General features: G+C 66.7%; 22 protein-coding genes. 10 read left to right on the top strand and 12 right to left on the bottom strand.

The window, feature by feature from the left end; genetic code table 11:
* Positions 1-251: 251 nt before the first annotated feature.
* From AC1DX5_RS01160 to AC1DX5_RS01190, 7 genes are all read right to left on the bottom strand, one after another.
* Entirely contained in the window at positions 252-563 is a 312-nt protein-coding gene (locus tag AC1DX5_RS01160; protein ID WP_478013814.1) for a hypothetical protein, read from the bottom strand.
* Positions 564-824: 261 nt separating this feature from the next.
* Positions 825-2,090 (bottom strand): MFS transporter, encoded by a 1,266-nt coding sequence (locus AC1DX5_RS01165; protein WP_478013815.1) that lies wholly within the window; start codon positions 2,088-2,090, stop codon positions 825-827.
* Between the two features lie 102 nt (positions 2,091-2,192).
* Positions 2,193-3,053: an IclR family transcriptional regulator gene (locus AC1DX5_RS01170; RefSeq protein ID WP_465171939.1), complete on the bottom strand. Its 861-nt coding sequence runs from the start codon at positions 3,051-3,053 to the stop codon at positions 2,193-2,195.
* A 54-nt stretch (positions 3,054-3,107) separates the two neighbouring features.
* Positions 3,108-4,022 carry an NHL repeat-containing protein gene (locus tag AC1DX5_RS01175; RefSeq protein WP_478013816.1) on the bottom strand — a complete coding sequence of 305 codons (915 nt, stop codon included), beginning with the start codon at positions 4,020-4,022 and terminating at the stop codon, positions 3,108-3,110.
* Positions 4,022-5,080: a 4-hydroxy-2-oxovalerate aldolase gene (dmpG, locus tag AC1DX5_RS01180; protein WP_465175760.1), complete on the bottom strand. Its 1,059-nt coding sequence runs from the start codon at positions 5,078-5,080 to the stop codon at positions 4,022-4,024. Before dmpG ends, AC1DX5_RS01175 begins: the two co-directional genes overlap by 1 nt.
* A complete protein-coding gene (locus tag AC1DX5_RS01185; RefSeq protein WP_465171936.1) occupies positions 5,077-6,006 on the bottom strand; it encodes an acetaldehyde dehydrogenase (acetylating) in 930 nt (309 codons plus the stop codon). The genes dmpG and AC1DX5_RS01185 overlap by 4 nt, the downstream gene beginning before the upstream one ends.
* A gap of 66 nt (positions 6,007-6,072) precedes the next feature.
* Positions 6,073-8,103, bottom strand: a complete 2,031-nt coding sequence (locus AC1DX5_RS01190) for an outer membrane protein assembly factor BamB family protein (RefSeq protein ID WP_478013817.1) — start codon at positions 8,101-8,103, stop codon at positions 6,073-6,075.
* Between the two features lie 321 nt (positions 8,104-8,424).
* On the opposite strand from AC1DX5_RS01190, the gene AC1DX5_RS01195 reads away from it, so the two are divergent.
* Complete coding sequence (locus AC1DX5_RS01195; RefSeq protein WP_478013818.1) at positions 8,425-8,751, top strand: hypothetical protein; 327 nt, start codon at positions 8,425-8,427, stop codon at positions 8,749-8,751.
* A 123-nt stretch (positions 8,752-8,874) separates the two neighbouring features.
* Positions 8,875-11,799: a TonB-dependent receptor plug domain-containing protein gene (locus AC1DX5_RS01200; RefSeq protein ID WP_478013819.1), complete on the top strand. Its 2,925-nt coding sequence runs from the start codon at positions 8,875-8,877 to the stop codon at positions 11,797-11,799.
* A gap of 522 nt (positions 11,800-12,321) precedes the next feature.
* Here the strand turns inward: AC1DX5_RS01200 and AC1DX5_RS01205 are convergent.
* The 5 genes from AC1DX5_RS01205 to AC1DX5_RS01225 form a co-directional block, all read right to left on the bottom strand.
* On the bottom strand, positions 12,322-14,667 hold the full coding sequence (locus AC1DX5_RS01205) for a membrane-bound PQQ-dependent dehydrogenase, glucose/quinate/shikimate family (RefSeq protein ID WP_478013820.1): 2,346 nt from the start codon (positions 14,665-14,667) through the stop codon (positions 12,322-12,324).
* A gap of 81 nt (positions 14,668-14,748) precedes the next feature.
* Positions 14,749-15,900 (bottom strand): L-lactate dehydrogenase, encoded by a 1,152-nt coding sequence (locus AC1DX5_RS01210; protein WP_478013821.1) that lies wholly within the window; start codon positions 15,898-15,900, stop codon positions 14,749-14,751.
* A 115-nt stretch (positions 15,901-16,015) separates the two neighbouring features.
* Complete coding sequence (locus AC1DX5_RS01215) at positions 16,016-16,903, bottom strand: amidohydrolase family protein (protein WP_478013822.1); 888 nt, start codon at positions 16,901-16,903, stop codon at positions 16,016-16,018.
* On the bottom strand, positions 16,900-17,949 hold the full coding sequence (locus tag AC1DX5_RS01220) for a 4-oxalomesaconate tautomerase (RefSeq protein ID WP_478013823.1): 1,050 nt from the start codon (positions 17,947-17,949) through the stop codon (positions 16,900-16,902). Before AC1DX5_RS01220 ends, AC1DX5_RS01215 begins: the two co-directional genes overlap by 4 nt.
* A 165-nt stretch (positions 17,950-18,114) precedes the next feature.
* The gene (locus tag AC1DX5_RS01225) at positions 18,115-18,789 is read right to left on the bottom strand and encodes a 4-carboxy-4-hydroxy-2-oxoadipate aldolase/oxaloacetate decarboxylase (RefSeq protein ID WP_478013824.1); all 675 of its coding nucleotides are present in this window, start codon (positions 18,787-18,789) and stop codon (positions 18,115-18,117) included.
* A 98-nt stretch (positions 18,790-18,887) separates the two neighbouring features.
* Between AC1DX5_RS01225 and AC1DX5_RS01230 the strand changes: the two genes are divergently transcribed.
* The 8 genes from AC1DX5_RS01230 (at position 18,888) to pobA (ending at position 26,015) form a co-directional block, all read left to right on the top strand.
* Positions 18,888-20,096, top strand: a complete 1,209-nt coding sequence (locus AC1DX5_RS01230) for a LysR family transcriptional regulator (RefSeq protein WP_465171927.1) — start codon at positions 18,888-18,890, stop codon at positions 20,094-20,096.
* 54 nt (positions 20,097-20,150) lie between these two features.
* A complete protein-coding gene (locus AC1DX5_RS01235) occupies positions 20,151-21,101 on the top strand; it encodes an NAD(P)-dependent oxidoreductase (protein WP_478013825.1) in 951 nt (316 codons plus the stop codon).
* Positions 21,098-22,123 (top strand): amidohydrolase family protein, encoded by a 1,026-nt coding sequence (locus tag AC1DX5_RS01240; protein ID WP_478013826.1) that lies wholly within the window; start codon positions 21,098-21,100, stop codon positions 22,121-22,123. Before AC1DX5_RS01235 ends, AC1DX5_RS01240 begins: the two co-directional genes overlap by 4 nt.
* The gene (gene ligA / locus AC1DX5_RS01245) at positions 22,120-22,530 is read left to right on the top strand and encodes a protocatechuate 4,5-dioxygenase subunit alpha (RefSeq protein WP_478013827.1); all 411 of its coding nucleotides are present in this window, start codon (positions 22,120-22,122) and stop codon (positions 22,528-22,530) included. Before AC1DX5_RS01240 ends, ligA begins: the two co-directional genes overlap by 4 nt.
* A 1-nt stretch (position 22,531) precedes the next feature.
* On the top strand, positions 22,532-23,371 hold the full coding sequence (locus AC1DX5_RS01250) for a class III extradiol dioxygenase subunit beta (protein WP_478013828.1): 840 nt from the start codon (positions 22,532-22,534) through the stop codon (positions 23,369-23,371).
* Between the two features lie 129 nt (positions 23,372-23,500).
* Positions 23,501-24,442 (top strand): Gfo/Idh/MocA family oxidoreductase, encoded by a 942-nt coding sequence (locus AC1DX5_RS01255; RefSeq protein ID WP_478013829.1) that lies wholly within the window; start codon positions 23,501-23,503, stop codon positions 24,440-24,442.
* 1 nt (position 24,443) lies between these two features.
* Positions 24,444-24,827 carry a hypothetical protein gene (locus AC1DX5_RS01260; RefSeq protein WP_478013830.1) on the top strand — a complete coding sequence of 128 codons (384 nt, stop codon included), beginning with the start codon at positions 24,444-24,446 and terminating at the stop codon, positions 24,825-24,827.
* Between the two features lie 18 nt (positions 24,828-24,845).
* Positions 24,846-26,015 (top strand): 4-hydroxybenzoate 3-monooxygenase, encoded by a 1,170-nt coding sequence (gene pobA, locus AC1DX5_RS01265; protein ID WP_478013831.1) that lies wholly within the window; start codon positions 24,846-24,848, stop codon positions 26,013-26,015.

Genomic DNA, 26,015 nt, shown 5'->3' on the forward strand with positions numbered 1-26,015 from the left:
CGATATCAAAACCGGAGGCGCTGTCCACCAAATGGGGCGCTACGACGGGGCTTTATCGATACGGTGATCGCCTACGGCTCTGTCTGGCGCCGGCACACCTCTCCCCGTTCGCCCTGAGCTTGTCGGGCCGAAGGCGAGCGAAGCTCAACGGCTGTCTTTCTTCCGAGGAAGAGAAGAGCAGGACTTCGACAAGCTCAGTCCGAACGGAGGTAGTGGATCAATCCAGCTCAAAAACACGCTATGTCATCCGCTCACGCCACCTTTCGCGACGCATCCACCTTGAGACACAGGAGTGCCCCAACCACCGCCAGCCCGGAGATCACGAAGAACGCGCTGTTCCACCCGCTATGCGCGACGATATACCCGGTCGCCACCGCAGTGATCGCCCCCATCGTTCGGGCTGAGCCTGTCGAAGCCTTGTCCTTCTCTTCGGCAGAAGAAAACAACAGCCGTCGGTCTGCGCGCCACGCCCCGACAGGCGTCGACCGGATGTGCCTTTCCGCGCGGCTTGATTCAAACCTGCCTGAAGCGCCGCTACCGTCCACCATGGCCATGCTGAACATAACGCGTCTCGCCCGCCCGGAAACGGCTCGGAGTACCACGCCCGCCGCCCGCGCGCGATCGAGGCGATTTCCCTGTTCCGCTCGACCCAATTCCCTGTTCCGCGCCGCGAAATTCCCTGTTCCGAGGTATCAGGGAATCGATCTACAAGCTGTTGATTTCCAGCCGAAAAATCGCACGAAAAACGCTCATGAGCTCCCGAAAAAAGTAAAATTCCCTGTTAATTCGCTGTTATTACCGCAGGAACAGGGAAATTCGGTCGCTCACGCCACCTTCCGCGACGCATCCACCTTGAGACACAGGAGCGCGCCAACCACCGCCAGCCCGGAGATCACGAAGAACGCGCTGTTCCACCCGCTATGCGCGACGATATACCCCGTCGCCACCGCGGCGATCGCGCCGGCCAGGTTGCCGAAGGTGTTCATCACCGCCGAGACCGAGCCGGCATATTCGCCGCCGATGTCGAGCGTGATCGCCCAGGCGACGCCGACCACCAGTTCCAGCCCGAACACCGCCAGCCCGAACCAGGCGATCGCGACGATCGGGTCCGCGCTGAGCGCGGCGAGCGGCACCGCCACCGCGGCGATGGTGAAACCCACGAAGATCACCACCCGCCGTGCCCAGGCGATCTTGCCGCTGCGGTGGAGCAGCCGATCCGAGATCCAGCCGCCGGCCAGGTCGCCCGCCACGCCGGCGATCAGCGGCATGCTGGCGCCCAGGCCCATCGCCGCCAGCTCGAAGCCGCGCGCGTCGTGCAGATAGGTCGGGAACCATTGGAGGAAGGTGACGATGCCCCAGCCGTAACAAAAATACATCAGCGACAGCAGCCACATCTGCGGCGAGCGCAGGATCCCGGCCCAGGGCACCGCGCCGCGCTCGCGCTTCGCCGCGCCGACCGCGCCTTCGATCAGCGCCAGCTCGGCGGCGTTGACGCCCTGATGCTCGCTCGGCGAATTGCGGTAGAACAGCCACCACGCGGCGGCCCAGCCGAGGCCGACCAGCGCGAACAGCAGGAACGGCGCGCGCCAGCCGAAGCTCGCGATCAGCAGCGCGACGAGCACGGGCGTGACCGCCCCGCCGAACCGCGATCCGGCATGGGTGACGCCCTGCGCCCAGCCGCGCTCCGAAGGGAGGATCCAGCGCGACAGCGATCGCGTCGCGATCGGGAAGGCGCCCGCCTCGCCCATGCCGAACAGGAAGCGGCAGACGATCAGCGACCCGGCATTCCAGGTCAGCACCGTGGCGGCGGTGAAGGCCGACCACCAGGCGACTACCCCGGTCAGCGCCGCGCGCGGCCCGAACTTGTCGCCCAGCCACCCGCCGGGAATCTGGAACAGCGCATAGGAGATCTGGAAGGCACCGAGGATCCAGCCCATCGTCTCCTTGCTCAGGTCGAACTCGGCGCGGATCGAGGGCGCCGCGGTGGAGATGACCACCCGGTCCATATAGGTGATCATGTACGCGAGCACGGTCATCCACAGCACGGCATGGCGAACCCGGGTGGGGCGCTGCGCCGTCGCCGTCGTCATTCCGGATGTCGCCATGTCGTCATGCACCGTTCGATCGAGCTTCGGGAAAATCCCGCCCTGGCCCCGGTTGGAGGGGCAGGGCGGTGGCAGGCCAGTGTCGGATCAGTGCGCGCGGCTGCTGCCCACGACCTCGTAATATTTGCGCGCGCGCGGCGGCGTCACCGCCGCCGGCCCGGCCGCGGGAAGGCGAAAGGGCGACGGGCCGCTGGTGCGGAACACCTGGGTGCCGATCGCCTCGGCGGCGAAGGTCAGCGCCTCGCGGATCTCGGCGACGCGCTCCTCGCTCATCAGGCCGGCGCAGTCGGACGAGGAGATCGCGGCAATCGTGCGGCCGGTGGAATCGCGCACCGGCACCGCGACGCAGCGCAGGTCGCTGTCGATCTCGCAATTGTCGATCGCCCAGCCCCGCCGCCGCACGCGCTCGATCTCGGCGCGGAAGGCATTGGGCTCGGTGATGGTGTTCGGGGTCAGCGCGACCAGATCGCCCTCGACGATGAACGCCTCCAGCTCGCGCAGCGGCAGCGAGGCGAGCAGCACCTTGCCGAGCCCCGAGCAATAGGCCTCGAGCTGCGTGCCGACCTTGGTATGCACGTTGAAGCGCTCGTTGCGCCCGGCCTTGGCGACATAGGTCACCATGCCGTCCTCCAGCACGCCCATATGGACGATCAGGTCGAGCTCGGCGGCGAGATCCTCCAGGATCGCGCTCGCGGCGCTCTGCAGCAGCCGGTCATGCGCGACATAGCGCGAGAGCGAGATCAGCAGCATGCCCGGGCCGTAGCGCCCCCGCCCGTCCTGGATCACCGCGCCGATCTCCAGCAGGGTCTGGATCAGGCGATAGCCCGACGCCTCGGGAAAGCCCGCGCGGCGGCTGAGTTCCGCGCTGGTGAGCCATTCGTCAGGCTCGTGAAAGGCCCTGAGCATCTTGAAGGCCTTTTGCACCGACTTGTTCTTTGGCGTTGCCATAATCTCTCTCCTAGGGGCGCCGAGGGGCCTCTGGCGGGCCCCTTCGGCAGGCACTCAGAACCGCACGCGATTCATCCACCCGACATCGTCGCACATGTACATATACCCATTATGGAGCTTCGCGCCGTGAATGATCGGAGAGCCCGCGGGAAGGTTGACGCGCTCCAGGATCCGGCCCGTCGCCGCATCGTGCAGGAAAAAGGCGTTGAGGTTGGAATCGGAGCACCACAGCTTCGTCTTTTCCGCATTCGCCCATGCCATGTCGTGCGGCCGGTCGCCGGCCGTCGGGAAACTCAGCTGCACTTCCCATGTCGTCTTGTCGATGGCGAAGATCGCGCGGGCGGGCGGCACGTCGACATACAGCAGATTGCCCTTGGGCAGCGGGCAATGCGCGCCGGTGCCGACCGGGCCTTCGGTCGCGGTGATATCCTGCTTGCCGGCGCCGCGACGGCCCGACGGGCCCGCCGGCGGGGGCGGCGGCCAGGCGGGCTTGAGCGGGGTGCGCGCGCCCTTAACGTCACCCTTTTGCGAGTAGATCTGGCCCGCGCCGGGCGTGCTGTATTTGGCGATCGCCTTGCCCGTCTTCGCGTCGCAGGCGACGATCAGGCGATTATAGGTCGATCCGATCCACATCACGCCTTCATCGTCGATACAGATGCCGCTGGAGCGGAACACGCCCTCGCACTGGATCTCGCGCAGCACCTTGCCGGTGTCGACATCGATCAGGGTCGCGTAATTCTCGTCGATCTGATGGATGATCCACATGCCTTCCGGGCTCATCCACAGGCCGTTGGGGCCGTAATGCGGCGCCTTGTAGATCATCGCCTCGACCGGCCCGGTGGTGCGCGTCTTGACCTTCGACAGGTCAGGCGCGGGCATCGCCATCAGGTCGCGCGGCAGCGCGGCCATCGCCGCCATCAGCGCGGCGCCGCCCAGCATCTGCCGGCGCCCCAACATCATGTGATTCATCAGACCTCTCCTGTCTTTATCGTTGAATCGGGCGCCAGGCCGGCGCGTTTCTGCAGATCGAGCGCGACATCGACGATCATGTCCTCCTGCCCGCCGACCATCTTGCGGCGGCCGAGCTCCATCAGGATGTCGCGCGTGTCGATGCCGTAGTCGCGCGAGGCGCGCTCGGCATGGCGCAGGAAGGACGAATAGACCCCGGCAAAGCCGAGCATCAGCGTCTCGCGGTCGACCTGGACCGGGCGGTCCTGCAGCGGACGGACCAGCGTCTCGGCCGCGTCCATCAGCTTGAACAGGTCGGTGCCGTGCTGCCAGCCCTTGCGCTCGGCCGCGGCGATGAACACCTCGAGCGGTGCATTGCCCGCCCCTGCCCCCATGCCGGCCAGGCTCGCATCGACGCGCAGCGCGCCGGTCTGCACCGCGACGATCGAATTGGCCACGCCGAGCGAGAGATTGTGATGCGCATGCACCCCGCGCTCGGTCTCGGGCTTGAGCACGCGGTCATAGGCCAGCAGCCGCTCGCGATAGCCGTCCATGTCGAGCGCGCCGCCGCTGTCGGTGACGTACACGCAGTGCGCGCCATAATCCTCCATCAGCTTGGCTTGCGCGGCGAGCGCATCGGGCTCGCTCATATGGCTCATCATCAGGAAGCCGGACACGTCCATGCCCATGTCGCGCGCCGCCATGATATGCTGGCGGGAGATATCCGCCTCGGTGCAATGCGTGGCGATCCGCACCGAGGTCACGCCGAGCTTGTGCGCGTGGCGCAGCTCCTCGATCGTGCCGATGCCGGGGATCAGCAGGGTGGTCAGCCGCGCATGTCTGACCACATCGGCCGCCGCCTCGATCCATTCCCAGTCGGTATGCGCGCCGAGACCATAGTTGAAGCTCGAGCCGTTGAGGCCGTCGCCATGCGCGACCTCGATCGCGTCGACCTTCGCATCCTCGAGCGCGGCGGCGATCGCGCGGACATGGTCGATGCTGTAGCGGTGACGGATGGCATGCATGCCGTCGCGCAGGGTGACGTCCTGGATGTAGAGCTTCTTGCCGCCCGGGGTCATGCCGCCACTCCCGTCAGGCGCCGCTCGGCGATCTTCTCGGCGGTGCGCAGCGCGGCCGAGGTCATGATGTCCAGATTGCCGGCATAGGCAGGCAGGTAATGCGCCGCGCCCTCCACCTCGATGAAGATCGAGGTCTTCAGCCCCTCGAAACTGCCATAGCCGGGGATGACCACCGGGTTGTTCGACCCGAACCGTTCGAACTGGACCTTCTGCTTCAGCCGGTAGCCCGGCACATAGGATTGCACCTTCGCGACCATCGCTTCGACCGCCTCGGTGATCTCCGCCTCGGTCCCGCCGCTCGACAGGGTGAAAATCGTGTCGCGCATGATCATCGGCGGTTCGGCGGGATTGAGGATGATGATCGCCTTGCCGCGCGCCGCGCCGCCGACCTGTTCGATGCCGCTCGACGTCGTCTCGGTGAATTCGTCGATATTGGCGCGCGTGCCGGGGCCGGCCGATTTGGAGGCAATCGACGCGACGATCTCGGCATAATGGACCGTCGCGACCGAAGAGACCGCCGCGACCATCGGGATCGTCGCCTGCCCGCCGCAGGTCACCATGTTGACGTTGGGCGCGTCGAGATGATCCTCGCCGTTGACGACCGGGATGACATAGGGGCCGATCGCCGCCGGGGTCAGATCGACCATCACCTTGCCCGCGGCACCGGTGATCTCGTTGTGGCGCTGGTGCGCGCCCGCCGAGGTGGCGTCGAACACGATCCCGATCTCGGGCCAGACCGGCAATTGCGTCAGGCCGTCCATGCCTTCATGCGTGATCGCCACGCCCATGCGCTCGGCGCGCTTGAGGCCGTCCGATTCCGGATCGATCCCGACAAACGCACCCATTTCCAATATGTCCGATGTTCGCATGATCTTGATCATCAGATCGGTGCCGATATTGCCCGATCCGATGATGGCCACTTTCATTTTCGGTCTGCTTGAAGCCATCGTCCTCAGTTCCTGGTGCCGCCGACGGTGCCGGCGCGATTTCGGTTATCCGGGCAGGCGATACGCCACGAGTTCGCCCGGCTCGCCCGGGTTGGTCGTCGCGATCACGAGATATTGCTTGCTGCCCATCGAATAGGTCATCGGCGATCCGGTCGCCCGCTTCGCCATGCGAACGCGGCCGACCTCGGCACCGGTCTTCTTGTCATAGGCCTTGAGCCAGGCGCCCTTGACGCCGTTCAGCGTCGTCGCCGTGCCGTCGCCGGCGATCACCAGCGTCTTGGTCACCAGCGTGCCGACCTTGCCGATGCTGCCCGTGGTCGGGATCGTCAGGCCCTTGAGGTCGGGATGGTTGCGCACCTCGTCGGGCGTCTCGCCATGCGGCACCTGCCAGGCGATCTCCCCCTTGTTGAGGTCGATCGCGGTGATCCGGCCATAAGGCGGCTTGAGCAGCGGCAGGCCCCTTATGGTGAGCCGGGTCGGCCGCCGCCCCGCTTCGTCGGGGGCGGAGACCATGCCCGGCACCATCGCCTGGTCGGTCACCTTGGGGTCGGCCGGCTTGTTGGCCAGGCCGCCATAGGACAGGTTGGAAAAGACGTAGAGCATGTTGGTTTCGGGATCGAGCGCCCCGCCCGGCCATTGCCCCGCCCCGTCGCCGTACGGCGTGACGAGCGACGCGCGCGGTCGCGGCCACTGGCTGAAGGTCGGCGGCAGGAACGGCCCGCCCTCGCCATAGCGGTAATCCTGGATCAGCTTGGTCGCCTCGGCGCGCAGCTCGGGCGTGAAGTCGATCAGCTCGTCCACCGTCACCGTCTGGCGATCGAACGCCGGCGGCTTCGTCACATGGGGCTGAGTCGGCGCATACCATTCGGTCGGGACGTCGCCCTTGGGCACCTTGCGCTCGGGGATCGGCCAGACCGGCTTGCCGGTCACCCGGTCGAGCACATAGACCCAGGCCTGTTTGCTCGGCTGGGCGATCGCCTTGATCTTGCGGCCGTTGACAGTGATGTCGGCCAGGATCGACGCGCAGGGCACGTCATAATCCCACATGCCGTGATGGACGAACTGGAAGTGCCAGCGGCGCACGCCGGTCTTCACATCGAGCGCGACCAGGCTTTCGCCGAACAGGCCCGCGCCGGGCCGCGACCCGCCATACCAGTCGCCGGTCGGCAGCTCGACGCCGACATAGACCAGCCCGAGTTCGGGATCGGCGCTCATCTGCGCCCAGCTGCCGGCATTGCCGGTATAGACTTCCGACCCGTTCAGCCAGGTGTCGTTGCCGAACTCGCCCTTTTGCGGGATGGTGTGGAAGATCCACAGCCGCTTGCCGGTGCGGACGTCATAGCCGCGGATCGCGCCCTTGATATGCTTCTTCATCGGCGTCGAGGACGGCAGATGCGCCGCGCCGACGACGATGATGTCGCCCACCACCAAAGGCGTGGCGTGAAGCCCGATATCGGCGCCGACCAGATCGACATCGTCCTGGTCGAGCCCGGTCTTCAGGTCGACGACGCCCTGGTCGCCAAAGCCCGGTATGGGATCGCCGGTCGCGGCGTCGAGCGCGATCAGCCGGTATCCCGGCGTCACGTACAGGATCCGCTTCTCCCTGCCGTCGGTCCAGTAGCTGAGGCCGCGGCCGCTGCCCGGGCGCACGGCCTTCTCGCCGCGGGCGCCCTCGTCGATATTATATTTCCACAGCATCTCGCCCGTCCGCGCATTGAGCGCGACCGCCGCGCGGCGCGATCCGGCGGTGAGGTACAGCACGCCGTCCACCATCAGCGGCGTCGCCTGGAGATTGGGGTCGGGCGATGGGCCGAGATTGTCCGGGCGGAAGCGCCAGGCGACTTCGAGCTTCGAGAAATTGGCCGCACTGATCTGGTCGAGCGGCGCATAGCGCGTGCTCGACAGGCCACCGCCATAGGTGCGCCATTCGCCCTTGTCGGTACCGGCGGACAGATCGGGGTTGCCGGGTACCAGCGGCGCGCCGAGACCCTGCGCCAGCACGGCCGGCGCCCGCGCCGCCAGGACGAGCGCGATCCCGGTCTGGCAAAGCTGGCGGCGGGTGAACCCCTGCGTCATGCGATCCGTCTCTCCTCGGCCCCAGGCCGTTTTTTCGTTCTTCACGGGTGAATGAACCTGTCGTCAGCACGGCTTCGCCTCGCCGACATCATGCCCCCGGGGCGCTGCTTCACGCCGTCGTCATGCCCCCAAGCGTCCGGTCGAGCGCCCAAAGTGTCAACGCAACCATGGCATATCCTCTCATGTATTGAGAGCAGGTGGAGCCCGTTCATTGGAGCGCCAGCGGGGCTGGGATAGCTGCCGGATCGCAAATGCCGTTCAGCCCTGATGCACCCGCCCGAGGCCAGAAGAGGCGAAGAACCAGTGAATAGGAAGAGTTGGATGCAGGGTATCGGTCGCAAGACATTCACGGTTTCAGCCGGCCTGCTGGCGTTCGCCGTGCTCGGCACCGGTGCGCTGGCCCAGGCCGATCCCGCACCGGCGGCAGAACCGGCGATCAAGCCCGTGGTCGAGCAGACCTGTGCGAGCTGCCATGTCTTCACTCAGGTGAGCGCGCAGCGGAAGACGCCCGATCAATGGGCTCTCACGGTCGATCAGATGATCGGTTACGGCGCAACGGTGTCGGACGAGGATTACCCGAAGTTCGTCGACTATCTGAGCAAGACCTATCCCGCCCAAAGCGGTGGCGATAAGCCCGCGGGACGCTGACGCTCAACAGTTGAGAGGCAATTGATCGCCCTTCTCATTGCTTGAGAAGCCGGGCGCCACTGACTTTGACGCGTAGAGCTCAATACTATCCTCTCCCCCTCATAACAAAAAGGGGAGCGGATCATGGCGACTTCGCGAATCATGGTGTCATGGCGGGCCTGTCTATTGGCGCTTGCCACCGGCCTTTCGATTATTTCAATACCGGCTCTTGCCCAACAGGCCGCGCCGCCGGCATCGCTTCCCGTCGAGACTGCCGATGCGGCCGAGCAGGAAGACATCGTCGTCACCGGCACCAGCATCCGCGGTGCCGCGCCGGTCGGGTCGAACGTCGTCGCGGTCGGCCGCAAGGAGATCGAATCGACCTCCGCCCAGACCGTGCAGCAGATCCTGCGCACCATCCCCTCGATCACTGGCTCCGGCGCGACGCCGCAGGGCGGCAATCCGGGCAATTCCTTTTACGCGCCGACCATCCACAGCCTCGGGTCGAGCTCGTCCAACTCCACCCTGGTGCTGATCGACGGGCATCGCATCTCGCCGGGCAGCCAGCAGCAGACGCTGACCGATCCCAACATCGTGCCGCCGATCGCGCTGGAACGAGTCGAAGTGCTCGCGGAAGGGGCGTCCTCGGTCTATGGCTCCGACGCAGTCGCCGGCGTGGTCAACTTCATCACCCGGCGCAACTACAAGGGCTTCGAAGTCACCGGCCAGGCCGGCTTCGGCGATGGCTATCGCACCTATAATGCCGGGGCGCTGTGGGGCACGCGCTGGGACGGCGGCTGGGCGATGCTCGCCTATAACTACTCCAACCGCAGCGCCCTCCAGTTCGCCGACCGCGATTTCCTCAACCGCGACCATCGCCCACAGGGCGGCACCAATTTCGGCTCCTTCTTCTGCTCGCCGGCATCGATCCAGCCGGCCGGCGTGTCGGGCATCTATGTCTCGCCGACCGCGACCGCCGCGATCGCCAACACCGCGGCCAACTCGCCCTGCCAGCTCACCGCGCTCGGCGACATCTTCCCGCGCGAGGAACGCCATAATGCGATGGTCAAGTTCAACCAGGAGATCGGCGACAAGCTGACGGTCGGGCTGGATATGGTCTATTCGCGCGTCACCAACCGGCAGCAGACCTCGCGCGGGACGATCACCTCGACCGTGTCGCGCACCGGCGCCCAGGCCAATCCCTTCTATGTGAACCCGCCGGGCGTGCTGCCGGGCACGGCCGCCGGCGACAAGCAGACCATCCGCTTCAACGCCGACGACCTGCTCGGCCCGGGCGCCTATAACGACAATAACGCGACCGATTATTACGGCGCGCTCAACCTGGAATATAAGCTCGACGGCAATTTCCGGATCACCGCGCTCGGCCTGTACGGCCGCGAGGACAGCTTTGTCGGCAACAAGGGCCAGATCTGCGCGAGCTGCGCCAATCTCGCGCTCAACGGCACCACCAACAGCAGCGGCAGCCTGACCACGCCGTCCATCCCCGGCACCAATATCATCGTCACGGAGCTGCCGCTGACCGCGGACAACGCGCTCGACGTCTGGAATGTCGGTTCGGCCAACCGCACTTCGGCGGCGGTGCGGGCGCGGCTGATCGACAACGAGACTCGCTCGATGTGGTATTATTCGCTCGCCCAGGCGCGGCTCGGCATCGACGGCACGCTCTTCTCGATCGGCGGCGGCGACGTGCGCATGGCGATCGGCGGCGAGTTCGCGCGCTACGGGCTGGAGATGAACCGCAACCGGCCGAACAATACCGGCCCCTCGTCACGTGGCTCGGAAGCCTTTTACCTGTTCCTCAAGCGCAACGTGAAATCGGCCTATGCCGAACTCAACATCCCGCTGGTCGGTGCGGGCAACGAGATGCCCTTTGTCCGCCGCTTCGACATCAGCCTGTCGGGCCGGGTCGACGATTACAGCGAGATCGGCACCACGACCAATCCGCGCGTCGCGCTGGGCTGGGAACCGACCCAGGGCATCCGCTTTCGCGGCAATTACTCCCGCTCCTTCGTCGCCCCGCAGCTGACCAGCGTCGGCGACGTGACCCGCAACGGCCTGACCAGCTTTTCGGGTTATGGCGGGTCGAACCAGTCGCTGATCAACATCCCGGTGTCGCGTTTCCCGCAGGTCGCGCTGGTGCCCGGCGTCACCTGCTCCGGCGGCTTCTGCACCGTGCCGAGCACGGTCAACGGCATCACCGTCAATGGCGGCCCGCCCAATCCGGAACCAGGCCGCGGCATCAGCTGGTCGATCGGCTTCGACCTCACGCCGCCCTGGCTGCCGGGTTTCCGGGCGGGCTTCACCCTGTTCAACACCAAGCTGATCAACCAGATCACCGGCACCAGCGCCTCGAACGCGATCAGCAGCGACGCGCTGGCCGACCGGCTGCAATTCTTCCCGAACGGCGCGACTCAGGCGGATATCACGGGCGTGGTCGGCGATTTCCCGCTGTCCGCGCCGGTCAACACACCGACCTATTACATCTTGTCGGTGCGCCAGGGGAATGTGCTCAACCTCGACATCCAGGGCATCGACGCGAATATCGATTACCGGATCGAGGCGGGATCGGCCGGCGCCTTCCGGGTGGGCGGATCGATCTCCTATTTCACCCGGTTCGACCAGAAGCTGCGCGGCGGCAAGACCTTCAGCGTGCTCAACACCACCGGCTTCAACAACACCTTTCCGTCGATCCAGACTCAGGCGCGCGCCAATCTCGGCTGGGATATCGGGCCGGTCTCGACCACGATCTTCGCCAATCATGTCGGCAGCTATCGCAACTGGTCGGGCTCGACCGTCGCGCCGATCGTTACGGTGGACGGCCTGCCCTCCAGCGGCGGCGACAAGGTGCGCTCGAACACGACCTTCGACCTCAACCTTACCTATACTCTGCCCGGCTCGGGATCGCTCGGCGGCAGCCAGATCTTCGTCGACGCAACCAATCTCTTCGATCGCGAACCGGCCTTCTACAATGGCGCCAATGGCTATGACCAATATTCGGGCAACCCGATCGGCCGGGTGATCACGATCGGGCTCCGCGCGAAATTCTGACCCCCCGAGCCGGGTATCCGACCTGGCCCGTGGCGGCGACGGCATCCCCCGTCGCCGCTTTTTTTGGGCTCAGGAGCCGGCGACGACATTGCTTATCGACCAATTGGGTCTCCCCAAATGTCCCACGTCAGGCACCGCGGGGTTCGTATGCAGAAAATTAAATAGCTGATATATAATGACTTATTTCACACTGTCGCCGTGACGGCCAGAGATATGGGACATGCTGGTGTCCCATATCTCCGGGCACTGGCGGGCGTCGATTCAACCGTGAGATTGGATCTGGCAGATCATCCCTTGCCGGGCGTGGACCGGCTCGCTCCTTCTTATCGTCGAAAGCAGGATTGTCGGAGGACGAGCGCGAAGGCGTCGGCTTAGCTTCCAATCGCTCGCCTCTTCTCCCTTTCGAACCACTCTTCTGTCCCCGCGAAGGAGTGACCCAGACTGGGCTCCCGCCTTTGCGGGAGCACAAGGAGTCGTACAGCGCTTCGACAATTGCTTATTCGAAAGGGCCGTTCACGCCCCTCAGCGCTTCAACCGATAGGCGATGACATAATCCCCCGGCCGGTCGCGCAGCGATCCGCCGCCCGCCGCGATCACGACATATTGATGCCCGTCGCGCCCGCGATAGCTCATCGGGGTGGCGTGGCCAGATACCGGCAGCTTGTCCTGCCATAATATCTTGCCCGTACCCGTATCGACCGCGCGGAACATCTCGTCCTGGGTCGCGGCGATGAAGATCAGCCCGCTCGCCGTCGCGATCGATCCGCCGATGTTCGGCGCGCCGAGCGGCAGCGGCAGGCCGAGGCCGAAGCCCCAGGGCCCGCTATTGCGGGAATCGCCGAGCGTGCGCATCCACAGGATCTTGCGCGTCTTCAGGTCGATCGCGGTCAGATAGCCATAAGGCGGGCGCTGGCACGGCACCTGAAGGCCGGATACGAACGGCCCCCAGTGAATCGCATAGGGCGTGCCCTCCATCGGTGCGCCCGGCGCCGAATGGGTCCTTGGGTCGCTCTTCACCACCAGCCCCTCGGCCTTCGCCTGGGCGCGCGTGATCAGTTCGTCGCGGTCGGCCATATGATTGGAATTGACGATCAGCAGCCCGCGGCTCTCGTCCACCGAGACGCTGCCCCAGTCGATCCCGCCCAGCTCGCCGGGATAGCGCAAGGTTGGCCCAAGCCGGGGCGGGGTGAACATCCCCTCATAATGCGCGCGGCGGAACTGGACACGGCACCAGAGCTGATCGAACGGGGTGAGGCCCCACATGTCCAGCTCCTCGAGCGGCTTGCCCGCGACATCGGGCATGCCGACGGCAAAGGGCTGGGTCGGCGAACCGCGCTCGCCCGGCAGGGTCGATCTGGGGACCTGGCGCTCCTCCACCTTGATCAGCGGCGTGCCGGTGCGGCGGTCGAGCACGAACAGCTGGCCGGTCTTGGTCGGCAGGATCAACCCGGGTGTGGTGCCGTTGCCGGTCGGAAAGTCCACCAGCACCGGCTGGGCGGCTAGGTCATAATCCCACAGATCGTGCCGCACTGCCTGGAAGGTCCAGCGCACCGCGCCGGTCGCCGCGTCGAGCGCCACCAGCGACGAGGTGACCCGCTCGGTCTCCGGGCTGCGCTGGCCGCCGACGAAATCGGGGCTGCCATTGCCCATCGGCACATAGACGAGGCCGAGCGCATCGTCGCCGCTGAACAGGGTCCAGCTATTGGGGGTCGAGGGCGTGTAGCTCTGCCCCGGCGGCAGCGGCCTCGTGTCGTTGGGCCGGCCCGGGTCGAACGCCCAGCGGATCTTGCCCGTCACCGCATCATAGCCGCGGATCACGCCCGGCGGCACCTTGGTCGCCTGGTTGTCCGCGACATAGGCGCCGATCACCGCGACGCCGCCCACGATGGTCGGCGGCGAGGTCGGGTGCGACCAGCGTTTCGGGAAATCGCCGATGCCGTCCTGCAGGCTGGTCGCGCCGCCCTCGCCGAAGCTGGTGCAGGGCCTGCCGGTCTTCGCATCGAGCGCGATCAGGCGGTTGTCGATCGTGCCGAGGATCAGCCGTGTCGGGCATTCCGCCACGCCCGCCGGCGCGCGGAAAAAGGCGATGCCGCGGCAGGCCGGATGCCCGCCCGAATTCTCGGCGAGCCTGGGGTCATGACGCCATAATTGCTTGCCGGTGATCGGATCGAGCGCGAACACGCTGCTGAACGCGGTGCAGCCATAGAATATGCCGTCGACCATCAGCGGCGTGACCTGCAACCCGCCCTTGCGCTTGCCGCCGGGCATGGTCAGGCCCGACCGGAAGGTCCACGCCCGCTCTAGCCCGGTGACATTGGCGGGCGTGATCTCGGCCAGCGGTGAGAAGCGCGTGCCGCCCAGCGAATTGCCGTAATGCGCCCAGTCGCCGTTCGCGGTGACCGCGCGCGGCTGGCCGCTCCACTGCGCCGGCCCCGCCTCGAACGGCGAATGGAGAGCCCAGGCGAGGAGGAAGATGGCCGTCGCCGATCCGATGCATATCCATAGCACCCGGCGCTCCGCTCGCGACGAGGCGCAGATCAGCGCCACCACCACGCCGCCGACGATCCAGAAGACCAGCCGCGGCATCAGCGCCCAGGGATCGAGCCCGACTTCCCACAGCCCCCAGAAAGTCGTGCCGAGCAGGATGACGGCATAGAGAAGCGCGACCGCTGGTTTGCGCAGCGCCGCGAGTATGGCCGTGCCGATCGCCGCCAGCCCGGCGATCGCATAATAAGCCGAGCCGCCGATGCCCAGCAGCGCGAGCCCCGGCACCAGCAGCGCCAGACCGGCGGCCAGCAGGATCAGCGCGACGGGATAGCTGAGCCAGCGCGATCCAAGCTTGCGCGCCCCGTTCGATGCTCCGGCCATCTCCATCCCCTCAACGCGTCTTGTTTGCGTGAGAGCATAGCGCAAGCCCGCCGCCCGCGATGACCATCAGCGTTCGGGCGCTCATGTGTTGAGAGGCAGCAGGATGTCGGGCGAAAGATCGGCGATGCTGGTCTGGCCGGTCAGCGCCATCGCCACCGCCATCTCGTGCCGCAACAGGTCGAGCATCGCCGCCACACCCGCCTCGCCCCGCGCCGCCAGCGCAAACGCCCAGGGCCGGCCGAGCAGCACGCCCTTCGCGCCGAGCGCCAGCGCGCGCAGCACATCCACGCCGGAGCGGATGCCGCCGTCCATCAATATCTCGGCCCGTCCGCCTACTGCCTTCGCCACCGCCGGCAGCGCCGCGATCGTCGACGGTGCGCCATCGAGCTGGCGGCCGCCATGGTTGGAGACGATGATGCTATCGGCGCCAGCATCGCAGGCCGCCAGCGCATCGTCGGGGTCGAGCACGCCCTTGATCACCAGCCGCCCGCTCCAGTGCTGGCGGATCCAGTCCAGATCCTTCCAGGTGATCGAGGCATCGAAATTGCGCCCGACCCAGGCGAGGAACTGGCTCAGCCCCGCGCCCTCCTTCATCACCGGCGCGAAATTGCCGAGCGTATGCGGCCGGCCGCGCACGCCGACATCCCAGGCCCAGCCCGGCCGGAGCGCGATCTGCGAAAAGCGGCGTAGCTGCGTGTCGAGGCCCTGCACCCCGGCCAGCCCCGACCGCACGTCGCGATAGCGCGCGCTCTGCACCGCCAGGTCGACCGTCAGCACCAGCGCATCCACCCCCAGCGCTGCGGCGCGGCCCAGCAGGTCGCGCATGAAATCCCGGTCGCGGATCATGTAGAGCTGGAGCATCACCGGCCCGGTCACCGCGCCCGTCACTTCTTCCAGGCTGCAGCACGACACCGCCGACAGCACGAACGGCACGCCCTTCGCCTCGGCCGCGCGCGCCGCCTGCACTTCGCCGCGCCGCGCATTGAGCCCCGCCAGCCCGACCGGCCCTAGCGCGATCGGCAACGCGACCTCGCGGCCCATCATCCTGGTGGAAAGGTCGATCGCGGAGACGTCCCGCATCACCTGCTGGCGCAACTTCAGCGCCTGCATGTCGGCGACGTTGCTGCGCATCGTCGCCTCGGAATAGGACCCGCCATCGATATAGTCGAACAGGAAGCGCGGCAGGCGCGCCTTTGCCAGCACGCAGAAATCGTCAAGGCACGCGKCGATCAAAATACGCTCCTATCCGGCAAGGGGCGCAACCTGATCGCGAAACGGCTGCGGGGTAAAGCGGATATCCCGCCGATCCCCTCATCTTCTGAGAGGGCCGGCGAGATCGGGCGCGAGCTTATGCCTCTTCGGGCCAGTAGAGCCGCATCGGATTGGCCACGAGCAGCTTGTGCTGAAGCCCCGCGGTCGGGGCGATGCGCGGAATCACGTCGACCAGCCCGCCATCGTCGGGGATGCGATGCTCCATGTTCGGGTGCGGCCAGTCAGTGCCCCACAGCACCCGGTCCTGATAGTCCTCGACCAGTGGCCGCACCGCCGCGACGAAATCGTCATAGGGTTCGCCCATTAGCGACAGCCGGTCGGGGCACGTCACCTTGGTCCAGATATCGTCGCGGCTGTCGAGCAGCGCGCGAAAGGCGCGCATGTCCGCGCCGTCGGGTCCCTGGGTAACGTCCGGCCGGCCCATATGGTCGATCACGATCGGCACCGGGATGGCGGCGAGGAACGGCTTCATTTCCTCCAGGATATCCGCCTCGAAATAGACCACGACATGCCAGCCCTTGGGCAGGCGGGCCGCCACGTCGAGGAACTTGTCCTTGGGCGCGTTGTCGACCAGCCGCTTGAGGAAGTTGAAGCGCACGCCGCGCATGCCGCCGTCATGCAGCGCCTGCAGCTCGGCGTCGGAGATCGCCGGATCGACCACCGCCACACCCCGCGCCTTGCCGTTCGACCTGGCGATAGCGTTCAGCGTGGCGGCATTGTCGGTGCCGTGACAGCTCGCCTGGACGATCACGTTGCGCGCGAAACCGAGACGGTCGCGCAAGGCGAACAGCATGTCCGGCCCGGCATCCTGGGGCTGATATTTGGCAAGCGGGCTGAACGGGAAGTCGGCCGCCGGACCGAACACATGGCAATGCGCATCGACCGCGCCGGGCGGCGGCACGAATTGCGGCGTCGAGGGATGCTCGGTCCAGCTGCGGATACGGCCCTGTTCGTCCGTGCTCATGCGAACACCACTCCGTCCATCAATTTGCGCGCGGTACGCAGCAAGGCCGCAGTCGCGACCTGCCCGTCGGCGTCCAGGTCGAGCACGCAGCTCATCTCGCCGGTCGGATGCTCGACCGACAGGGTCTTGCGCTTGCCCTCGGGAATCTCGGCGACCTCGGCCGCCGGCGAACCCGCGATCAGACAGGCCGTCGCGACGCTGACCGCGCCGAGCACGCCGATCGTGGCGTGCGCGCGGTGCGGGATGAAACTGCGCACCGTCACCGCCCCGCCATGCGCGGGCGGGGCGACGAGCATCATCTTGGGTACGGACTTTTCGGTGACGTCGCCCAGGTTCATCATCGGCCCGGCCTTCAGCCGGATCGCCTCGATCCGCGCCTTGAGCTCGGTCGCTGCGTCGAGCGTGTCGCGATCCTCATAGCCGGTCGCGCCGACATCCTCGGCCTTGAACACCACGCAGGGCATGCCGTTGTCGATCAGGGTGCAGGCAACCCCGTCGATCATGTCGACCGCATTGCCGGTGGGCAGCAGCGCGCCGCACGACGATCCGGCGGTGTCGCGAAATTCGAGCGGAATCGGCGCCGCGGTGCCGGGCACCCCGTCGATCCGCGCCTCGCCTTCATAGATCGGCACGCCCCCGGGCGTCCGCACCGTGGCAACCGCGACCTGACCGGTATTGACCATGAAGATCGCCACGCGCGTTTCGTCGCCTGTCGCAGGAAACAGCCCGCGCTCGATCGCGAAGGGGCCAACGCCGGCGAGCATGTTGCCGCAATTCTGCGCATCGGTGACGATGGCCTGATCGACGAACACCTGGAGGAAGAGATAGTCGACATCCACGCCCGCGCGGACGGATTTCGAGACGATGGCGACCTTGGAGGTCAACGGATCGGCCCCGCCCATGCCGTCGATCTGGTTCGGATCGGGCGATCCCATCACGCGGAGCAGGAACGCGTCGCGTTCGGCTGTGTCGGCGGGCAGATCGTCGGCGAGGAAGAACCCGCCCTTCGACGTGCCGCCCCGCATCCACATGCAGCGAGCCTTCATAATTCCTCCCCCAGGAACTGGGGGAGGGGGACCATTTGCCTCTTCCGGCAAATGGTGGAGGGGGCCTTGCCCCGAACGCTGCGTCTGCGGCGAGGCCCCCTCCACCACGCGCTGAAGAAGCGCGCGGTCCCCCCCCCCCGCTGCGCGAGGGAGGAATGAAGAACGTCACTCATAACTCAACCCCAGCTCCGCCAGCTTCCCGCGCATGTCATAGATGTCGAGCCCCAGTTCCCCCGCCGCCAGCCGCTGTCGTTTCGACTCCTCCGCCGCTTCGCGCGCCTGCGCCTTTTGCAGCACCGCCGCCGCATCCGCGCGCTTGACCACGCATACCCCGTCGTCATCGGCAACGATCACGTCGCCCGCCTCGATAGACGCGCCCGCGCAGACGATCGGGACATTGACCGAGCCGAGCGTCGCCTTGATCGTGCCTTGCGCGAACACTGCCTTCGACCACACCGAAAAGCCCATCTGGGTCAGGTCGCGCACGTCGCGCACCCCGGCATCGATCACCAGCCCGCGACAGCCCCGCGCCATCGCCGAGGTCGCGAGCAGGTCGCCGAAATAGCCGTCCTCGCATGGTGAGGTGGGCGCCAGCACCAGGATATCGCCCTCGCGCAATTGCTCGATCGCGACATGGATCATCCAGTTGTCGCCCGGCGGCGCCGAGATGGTGACCGCTGAACCGGCGATGCGGGCGCCAGGATAGATTGGCCGCAGCCGGCTGGCGAGCAGCCCGATCCGCCCCTGCGCTTCATGCACCGTCGCGACACCAGCGGCACCAAGTCCGTCGATCACCGCCATCTCGGCGCGCTCGATTGAACGAATGACTCGACCCGCCATGCTGACCTCCTGCGTGAAGCGCCCGCCCTAGGCAGCGCGTGCGCGCCGCCCCAATCACAATTGCACGCGCCCGATAAGTTTTTGCTATAGGTGCGTTGATGGTCACCCCCTTCGACATGAACCTGCGTCATCTCCGGTCGCTCTCGGCGATCGCCGCGCATCGCAGCATGAATGCCGCGGCACACGCCGTGAACCTGTCTCAGCCGGCGCTCACCCAGGGCCTCGCCAAGCTCGAACGGCAGCTCGGCACAGCCCTGTTCGATCGCCATCCCGACGGCGTCACCCCGACCGAGGCCGGTGTGCTGATGGCGGATCGGGCGAGGACCGCTTTCGACTATCTGACGGTCGCGACCAGGCCGGCGCTGCGGCGCGGCGGGCGGGGATTCGCCCGGCCGGAACAGCTCATGACGGCGAGCCAGCTTCACGCCTTTCTCGCGCTGGCCGATGCCGGCAGCTTCGTCGCCGCCGCGACGGCGACCGGCCTGTCCCAGCCCGCGCTCCACCGCGCGGTCCGCGATCTGGAGCAGATCTGCGGCGTGGCGCTGGCCGAGCGGCGCGGGCGCGGTGTGGTCCTGACGACGATGGGACGGCGGCTCGCGCGGGGGGTAAGGCTGGCCGCGACTGAGCTGGCGGCCGGCATCGCTGAAGTGGCCGGCGCGCAGGACAGCGGGCGGATCGCGATCGGGGCGATGCCGCTGTCGCGCGCGCTGATCCTGCCCGCCGCGATCGCCGCCTTCGTCCAGGGATCGCCGCGCGCGCTGGTCGATGTCGCCGAAGGATCGTGGCGCGAGCTGGTCGAGCCGCTGCGCGACGGCGTGATCGACCTGATGATCGGCGCGCTGCGTGACGAGACGCCGCCCGGTCTCGATCAGCGCGCCCTGTTCACTGACCGGCTGGCGGTGATCGGCCGCGCGGAGCACCCGCTTGCCGCCAGGGTCGAGGTGACGCTCGACGACCTGTCGCATTATGGCTGGATCGTCGGCCAGGCCGAAACGCCGCTGCGGGGCCATTGGGACACCCTGTTCGCCGGGCGCACGGCGCCCGAGGCGCCGATCGAGTGCGGGTCAGTGATGGTGATCCGCGGCATATTGCGCGCCAGCGACCTGCTGACCCTGTTGTCGCCCGATCAGGTGGCGATGGAGATTCAGGGCGGTATCCTTGCCCAGGTCGGTCGGCCGCTCGACCAGGGTGTCCGCACCATCGGCATCACCACCCGCACCGGCTGGCGCCCCACCGCCGCCCAGCGCCGCTTCATCGCGTTGCTGGAAATCGCGGTCGCCGACACAAGAATTCGGGAAAACCAATAAGCCGGTCGACAATTGGATTGGCACAGGGCTGCGCGCGTCACCTACCCCGGCCTCATGGATGCGGCATTCGCCTTTATCGGGTTTGGGGAAGCGGGCGCGGCCTTTGCCGGCGGCGCCCCGGCGCGCGGCTATGATCGCAAGACCGACCAGCCCGGCCTGCGCGCCGCCAAACTCGACGATTTCGCCCGAGCCGGCGTCATCGCCTGCACGGATGCCGCCGAAGCGACCGGGCACGCACGCGCGATCTTCTCGCTGGTTACTGCCGACCAGGCGCTGGCTGCCGCCCGGACCGGTGCCGGGTCGATCGAGGCAGGCGCCTTCTGGTTCGACATGAACAGCGTCGCCCCGGACACCAAGCGCGACGCCGCGACGCTGATCGCGGCCGCCGGCGGCCGCTATGTCGATGTCGCGGTGATGTCGCCGGTCCACCCCGCCCGGCGCGCCGTGCCGTTGCTGCTCAGCGGACCGCATGCCGAGGCCGGCGCGGCGGCGCTGGCCGAGTTCGGGTTCACCAATGTCACGATCGTGGCGGGCCCGGTCGGCGCGGCCTCCTCGATCAAGATGATCCGTTCGGTGATGGTGAAGGGGCTTGAGGCGCTGACCGCCGAATGCTTCCTCGCGGCGGACAAGGCCGGCGTTTCGGCGGAGGTCGCCGCCTCGCTCAACGCGAGCTGGCCCGGCATCGATTGGGCCGACAAGGCCGATTACAATCTCGACCGCATGATGGTCCATGGCCTGCGCCGCGCGGCAGAGATGGAAGAGGTAGTGAAGACGCTCGATGCGCTCGGCACTGGCTCCGCGATGACGCGCGGCACCGTGGAACGCCAGCGCGCGATCGGGGCGTTCGGGCTGGCGCCACCGCAAGGTCTCGCAGCCAAAATCGCTACCCTCTCCCCGTTCGTTTCGAGCGCAGTCGAGAAACAGGCGTCGGGCGCAGGTTTCTCGACTGCGCTCGAAACGAACGGAGATTCCACAATCCCAGACCGACAGGCGGACGCCGCATGACCCTGATCATCGATTGTCACGGCCATTACACCACCGCGCCGCCGCAGCACGATGCGTGGCGCGACGCGCAAAAGGCGGCGTTCAAGGCCGGCGAGACGCCGCCGCCCTACCCCGCCATCTCCGACGACGAGATCCGCGAGACGATCGAGGCGAACCAGCTCAAGCTCCTCAAGGAGCGCGGCGCCGACATGACGATCTTCAGCCCGCGCGCCTCGACCATGGGCCATCATATCGGCGACGAGGCCGTGTCCAAGGCCTGGGCACGCGTCTCGAACGACCTGATCGCCCGCGTCGTCGGCCTCTATCCCGAGACCTTCGCCGGCGTGTGCATGCTGCCGCAATCGCCCAAGGCCGATTTGCAGGGCTCGATCGAGGAGCTCGAGCGCTGCGTCACCGAGCTCGGCTTCATCGGCTGCAACCTCAATCCCGATCCGGGCGGCGGGCACTTCGCCTTCCCCGCGCTGACCGACCGCTACTGGTATCCCTTCTACGAAAAGATGGTCGAGCTGGACGTCCCGGCGATGATCCACGTCTCGGGCTCGTGCAACCCGGCGCTCCACGCGACCGGCGCCTTCTACATCGCCGCCGACACCATCGCCTTCATGCAGCTGATCCAGGGCAATCTGTTCAGGGACTTCCCCGCCCTGCGCTTCATCATCCCGCATGGCGGGGGTGCCGTGCCCTATCATTGGGGGCGCTATCGCGGTCTGGCCGATATGCTCAAGCAGCCGGACCTCGACACGCATGTGATGAACAATGTGTATTTCGACACGTGCGTCTATCACCAGCCCGGTATCGATCTGCTCGCCGAAGTGATCGACACCAGGAACATCCTGTTCGGCAGCGAGATGGTCGGCGCGGTGCGGGGCATCGACCCGCAGACCGGGCATTATTTCGACGACACCAAACGCTATGTCGACGCACTGCCCGTGAGCGCCGAGCGGAAACATGCCATCTTCGAGGGCAATGCGCGGCGCGTCTTCCCGCGCCTCGACGCCAGACTGAAGGAAAGAGGCCTGTGACCGAGCCCCGCGACATCCACGCCTATCTCGCCGAATTCGACGACATCCCCGGCACGCGCGTCTTCACCGCCGCGCGGGCGCGCCAGGGTTATCACCTCAACCAGTTCGCGATGAGCCTGATGAAGGCGGAGAATCGCGAGCGGTGGAAAGCCGACGAGCGCGCCTATCTCGACGAATGGAAGCTCACCGACGCGCAGAAACAGGCAGTGCTCGATCGCGATTACAACCGCCTGCTCGATCTCGGCGGCAACATCTATTTCCTCGCCAAGGTCTTCTCGACGGACGGCCAGAGCTTCCTCCAGGCGGTCAGCACGATGAGCGGGATGAGCCTCGACGACTATTCCGCGATGATGATCGCCGGCGGCCGGTCCCCCGACGGCGTCCGCTCGATCAAAAAGGGTAATTGAGATGGCGCGCATCACTGCCGGCGTGGCGACCAGCCACATTCCCGCGCTCGGCGCCGCGATCGATCTCGGCAAGACCGGCGAGGACTATTGGAAGCCTGCCTTTGCCGGTTACGACTGGACCAGGGCGTGGGAGAAGGAGGCGAAGCCCGATGTCGTGATCCTGGTCTACAACGACCATGCCTCCGCCTTCGACATGAAGATCATCCCGACCTTCGCGATCGGCTGCGCCGAGGAATTCCAGCCCGCCGACGAAGGCTGGGGGCCGCGCAAGGTGCCGGTGGTCGAGGGCCATCCCGATCTCGCCTGGCACATCGCGCAGAGCCTGATCCTCGACGAATTCGACATGACCATCGTCAACGAGATGGACGTCGATCACGGCCTGACCGTGCCGCTGTCGATGATGTTCGGCCAGCCCGATGCCTGGCCGGTCAAGGTCATCCCGCTCGCGGTCAACGTCGTCACCTACCCGCCGCCCTCCGGCAATCGCTGCTGGGCGCTGGGCGAGGCGATCGCGCGCGCGGTCGAGAGTTTCCCGGAGGACCTCAACGTGCAGGTCTGGGGCACCGGCGGCATGAGCCACCAGCTCCAGGGCCCGCGCGCCGGCCTGATCAATCCGGCATGGGACAATGACTTCCTCGACGGGCTGATCGGCGACAGCGATCGCCTGCGCCACATCCCGCACATCGAATATCTGCGCGAGACGGGCAGCGAGGGCATCGAGATGGTGATGTGGCTGGTGATGCGCGGCGCGCTCGGCGAGGCGACGCGAGTCCTGCACCGGCATTATCATGTGCCCGCTAGCAATACGGCGGTCGGGCATATCGTGCTGGAGCCTGCTTAGTTTCTCCCCTCCCGCTTGCGGGAGGGGCGGGGGTGGGCTCGCGCTCTCCTCCATCGACACCGCCCGCGGTGAGCGGGCGCCCACCCCTGCCCCTCCCGCAAGCGGGAGGGGGTGAAGAAGGATCTGGACATGAAAATCGCCCTGGCCGGAGCCGGCGCCTTCGGTGAAAAACATCTCGACGGCCTCAGGCTGATCCAGGGTGTCGAGGTCGTCTCGCTGGTCGGCCGCCGCCTCGAGCCGACCCAGGCGATCGCCGACAAATACGGCATCGGCCACGCCACCACCGATCTCGCGGACAGCCTCGCGCGCGACGATGTCGACGCCGTGATCCTCTGCACCCCCACGCAAATGCATGCCGACCAGGCGATCCAGTGCATGAATGCGGGCAAGCATGTCCAGGTCGAGATCCCGCTCGCCGATAGCCTCGCCGATGCCGAGGCGGTGCTGGCGAAGCAGCAGGAAACCGGTCTGACCTGCATGGTCGGCCACACCCGCCGCTTCAATCCGAGCCACCAGTTCATCCACAACCGGATCGTGGCGGGCGACTTCAACATCCAGCAGATGGACGTCCAGACCTATTTTTTCCGCCGCAAGAACATGAACGCCAAGGGCGAGGCGCGCAGCTGGACCGACCATCTGCTCTGGCATCACGCCGCGCATACCGTCGATCTGTTCGCTTATCAGGCCGGCCCGATCGTCAAGGCCAACGCGATCGAAGGGCCGATCCATCCCGAGCTCGGCATCGCGATGGACATGTCGATCCAGCTCAAGGCGGAAAGTGGTGCGATCTGCACGCTGTCGCTCAGCTTCAACAATGACGGGCCGCTCGGCACCTTCTTCCGCTATATCGGCGACACCGCGACCTATCTCGCCCGTTACGACGATCTCTTCACCGGCAAGGACGAGCAGATCGACGTGTCCGCAGTCGATGTCTCGATGAACGGCATCGAGCTGCAGGACCGCGAGTTCATCGCCGCGATCCGTGAGGGCCGCGAGCCCAACAGCTCGGTCGCCCAGGTCCTGCCCTGTTACCGCGTGCTCGACGCGCTCGAACAGCAGCTGGCAGCGTGACATGCCCGATTTCACCCCCCTTTCCCGCGAACTGACCGCGCTCGAGGCGATCCAGGCCGAACTGGCCAGCATCGCTGACCGGACCGACGACGCACGGCGCCACGACCTGATCCGCTTGCGCCGCGATCTCTCGCTCCGGATCGCCGAGGTCGGCAAGATCGCCGAGCCGATCTTCGGCGCGGCGGAGGCCGGCATGGCCCAGGAATATCGCGGCAAATTCTCGCGGATGCGCTCGGCCGCGGCGCTCCATCAGGCCAATTGGCCCGCCGTGCGGCTGGGCGAGGACGTCGAGCAATATCGGGCGTCCGCCCAAGGGGTACGCCAGGCCAACAAGGAGTTCGTCGCCTGGGTGCGCGGCGCGCTCGATCAACTTCGGAAAGACTGACCTTATGCGAGCACGGACATGAAGACCGGCGTTGCGATCATCGGCGCCGGCCCCGCCGGGCTGTTGCTCGGCCATCTGCTGCGCGCCGAGGGGATCGACTGTGTCATCCTCGAGCGCCAGACCCAGGCCTATGTCGAGAGCCGCATCCGCGCGGGCGTGCTGGAGACGGTGACGACCGATCTGATGAGCCGCCTTGGCGTGGACGCGCGGATGAAGGCCGAAGGGCTGATCGAGGAGGGCTTCAACCTCGCCGATGGCGAGCGGCTGATCCGCATCGACATCACCCGCCTCACCGGCAAGCATGTCATGGTCTATGGCCAGACCGAGCTGACCCGCGACCTGTTCGCCGCCGCGCCGGAGCGCGGGCTGGACATCGTGTTCGAGGCGAAGGACCTCGCGCTGCACGATGTCGACAGCGATCATCCCTCGATCAGCTACACCAGGGATGGAGAGACGGTCACGATCCAGGCCGACTTCATCGCCGGCTGCGACGGTTTCCACGGCCCCTCGCGCAAGGCCTTCCCGGCCAGCGTCGCCCGCGACTTCGAGCGCGAATATCCGTTCGGCTGGCTCGGCATCCTCGCCGATGTGCCGCCCTGCCATCACGAGCTGATCTATTCCAACGGCCCGCGCGGCTTCGCGCTCGCCTCGATGCGCTCGGCGACGCGCAGCCGCTATTATGTCCAGGTGCCGCTGACCGACACGGTAGAGGACTGGCCCGAGGACCGGCTATGGGACGAGCTCGCGCTGCGCTTCGACTCCATTTCGAGCCGCGGCGTCACGCGCGGCCCGGCGCTGGAGATGTCGATCGCTCCCTTGCGCTCCTATGTGTTCGAGCCGATGCGCCACGGCCGCCTGTTCCTCGCCGGCGATTCCGCGCATATCGTGCCACCGACCGGCGCCAAGGGCCTGAACCTCGCCGCCTCGGACGTCGCCTATCTCGCCGACGCGCTGATCGCGCACTACCAGCGAAGCGACGAGGCCGGCCTGGCCGGCTACCAGGCCAAGGCGCTCGCCCGCATCTGGAAGGCGGAACGGTTCAGCTGGTACCTGACCAAGCTGATGCATCGTTTCCCCGAGGACGGTCCGTTCGAGCATCGCATGCAGATCGCGGAGCTGGACTATGTCGCCTCGTCCGAGGCAATGCAGACCGCGATCGCCGAAAACTATGTGGGATTGCCGCTCTAG

It is taken from the genome of Sphingomonas sp. P2_B6 (assembly GCF_056404755.1).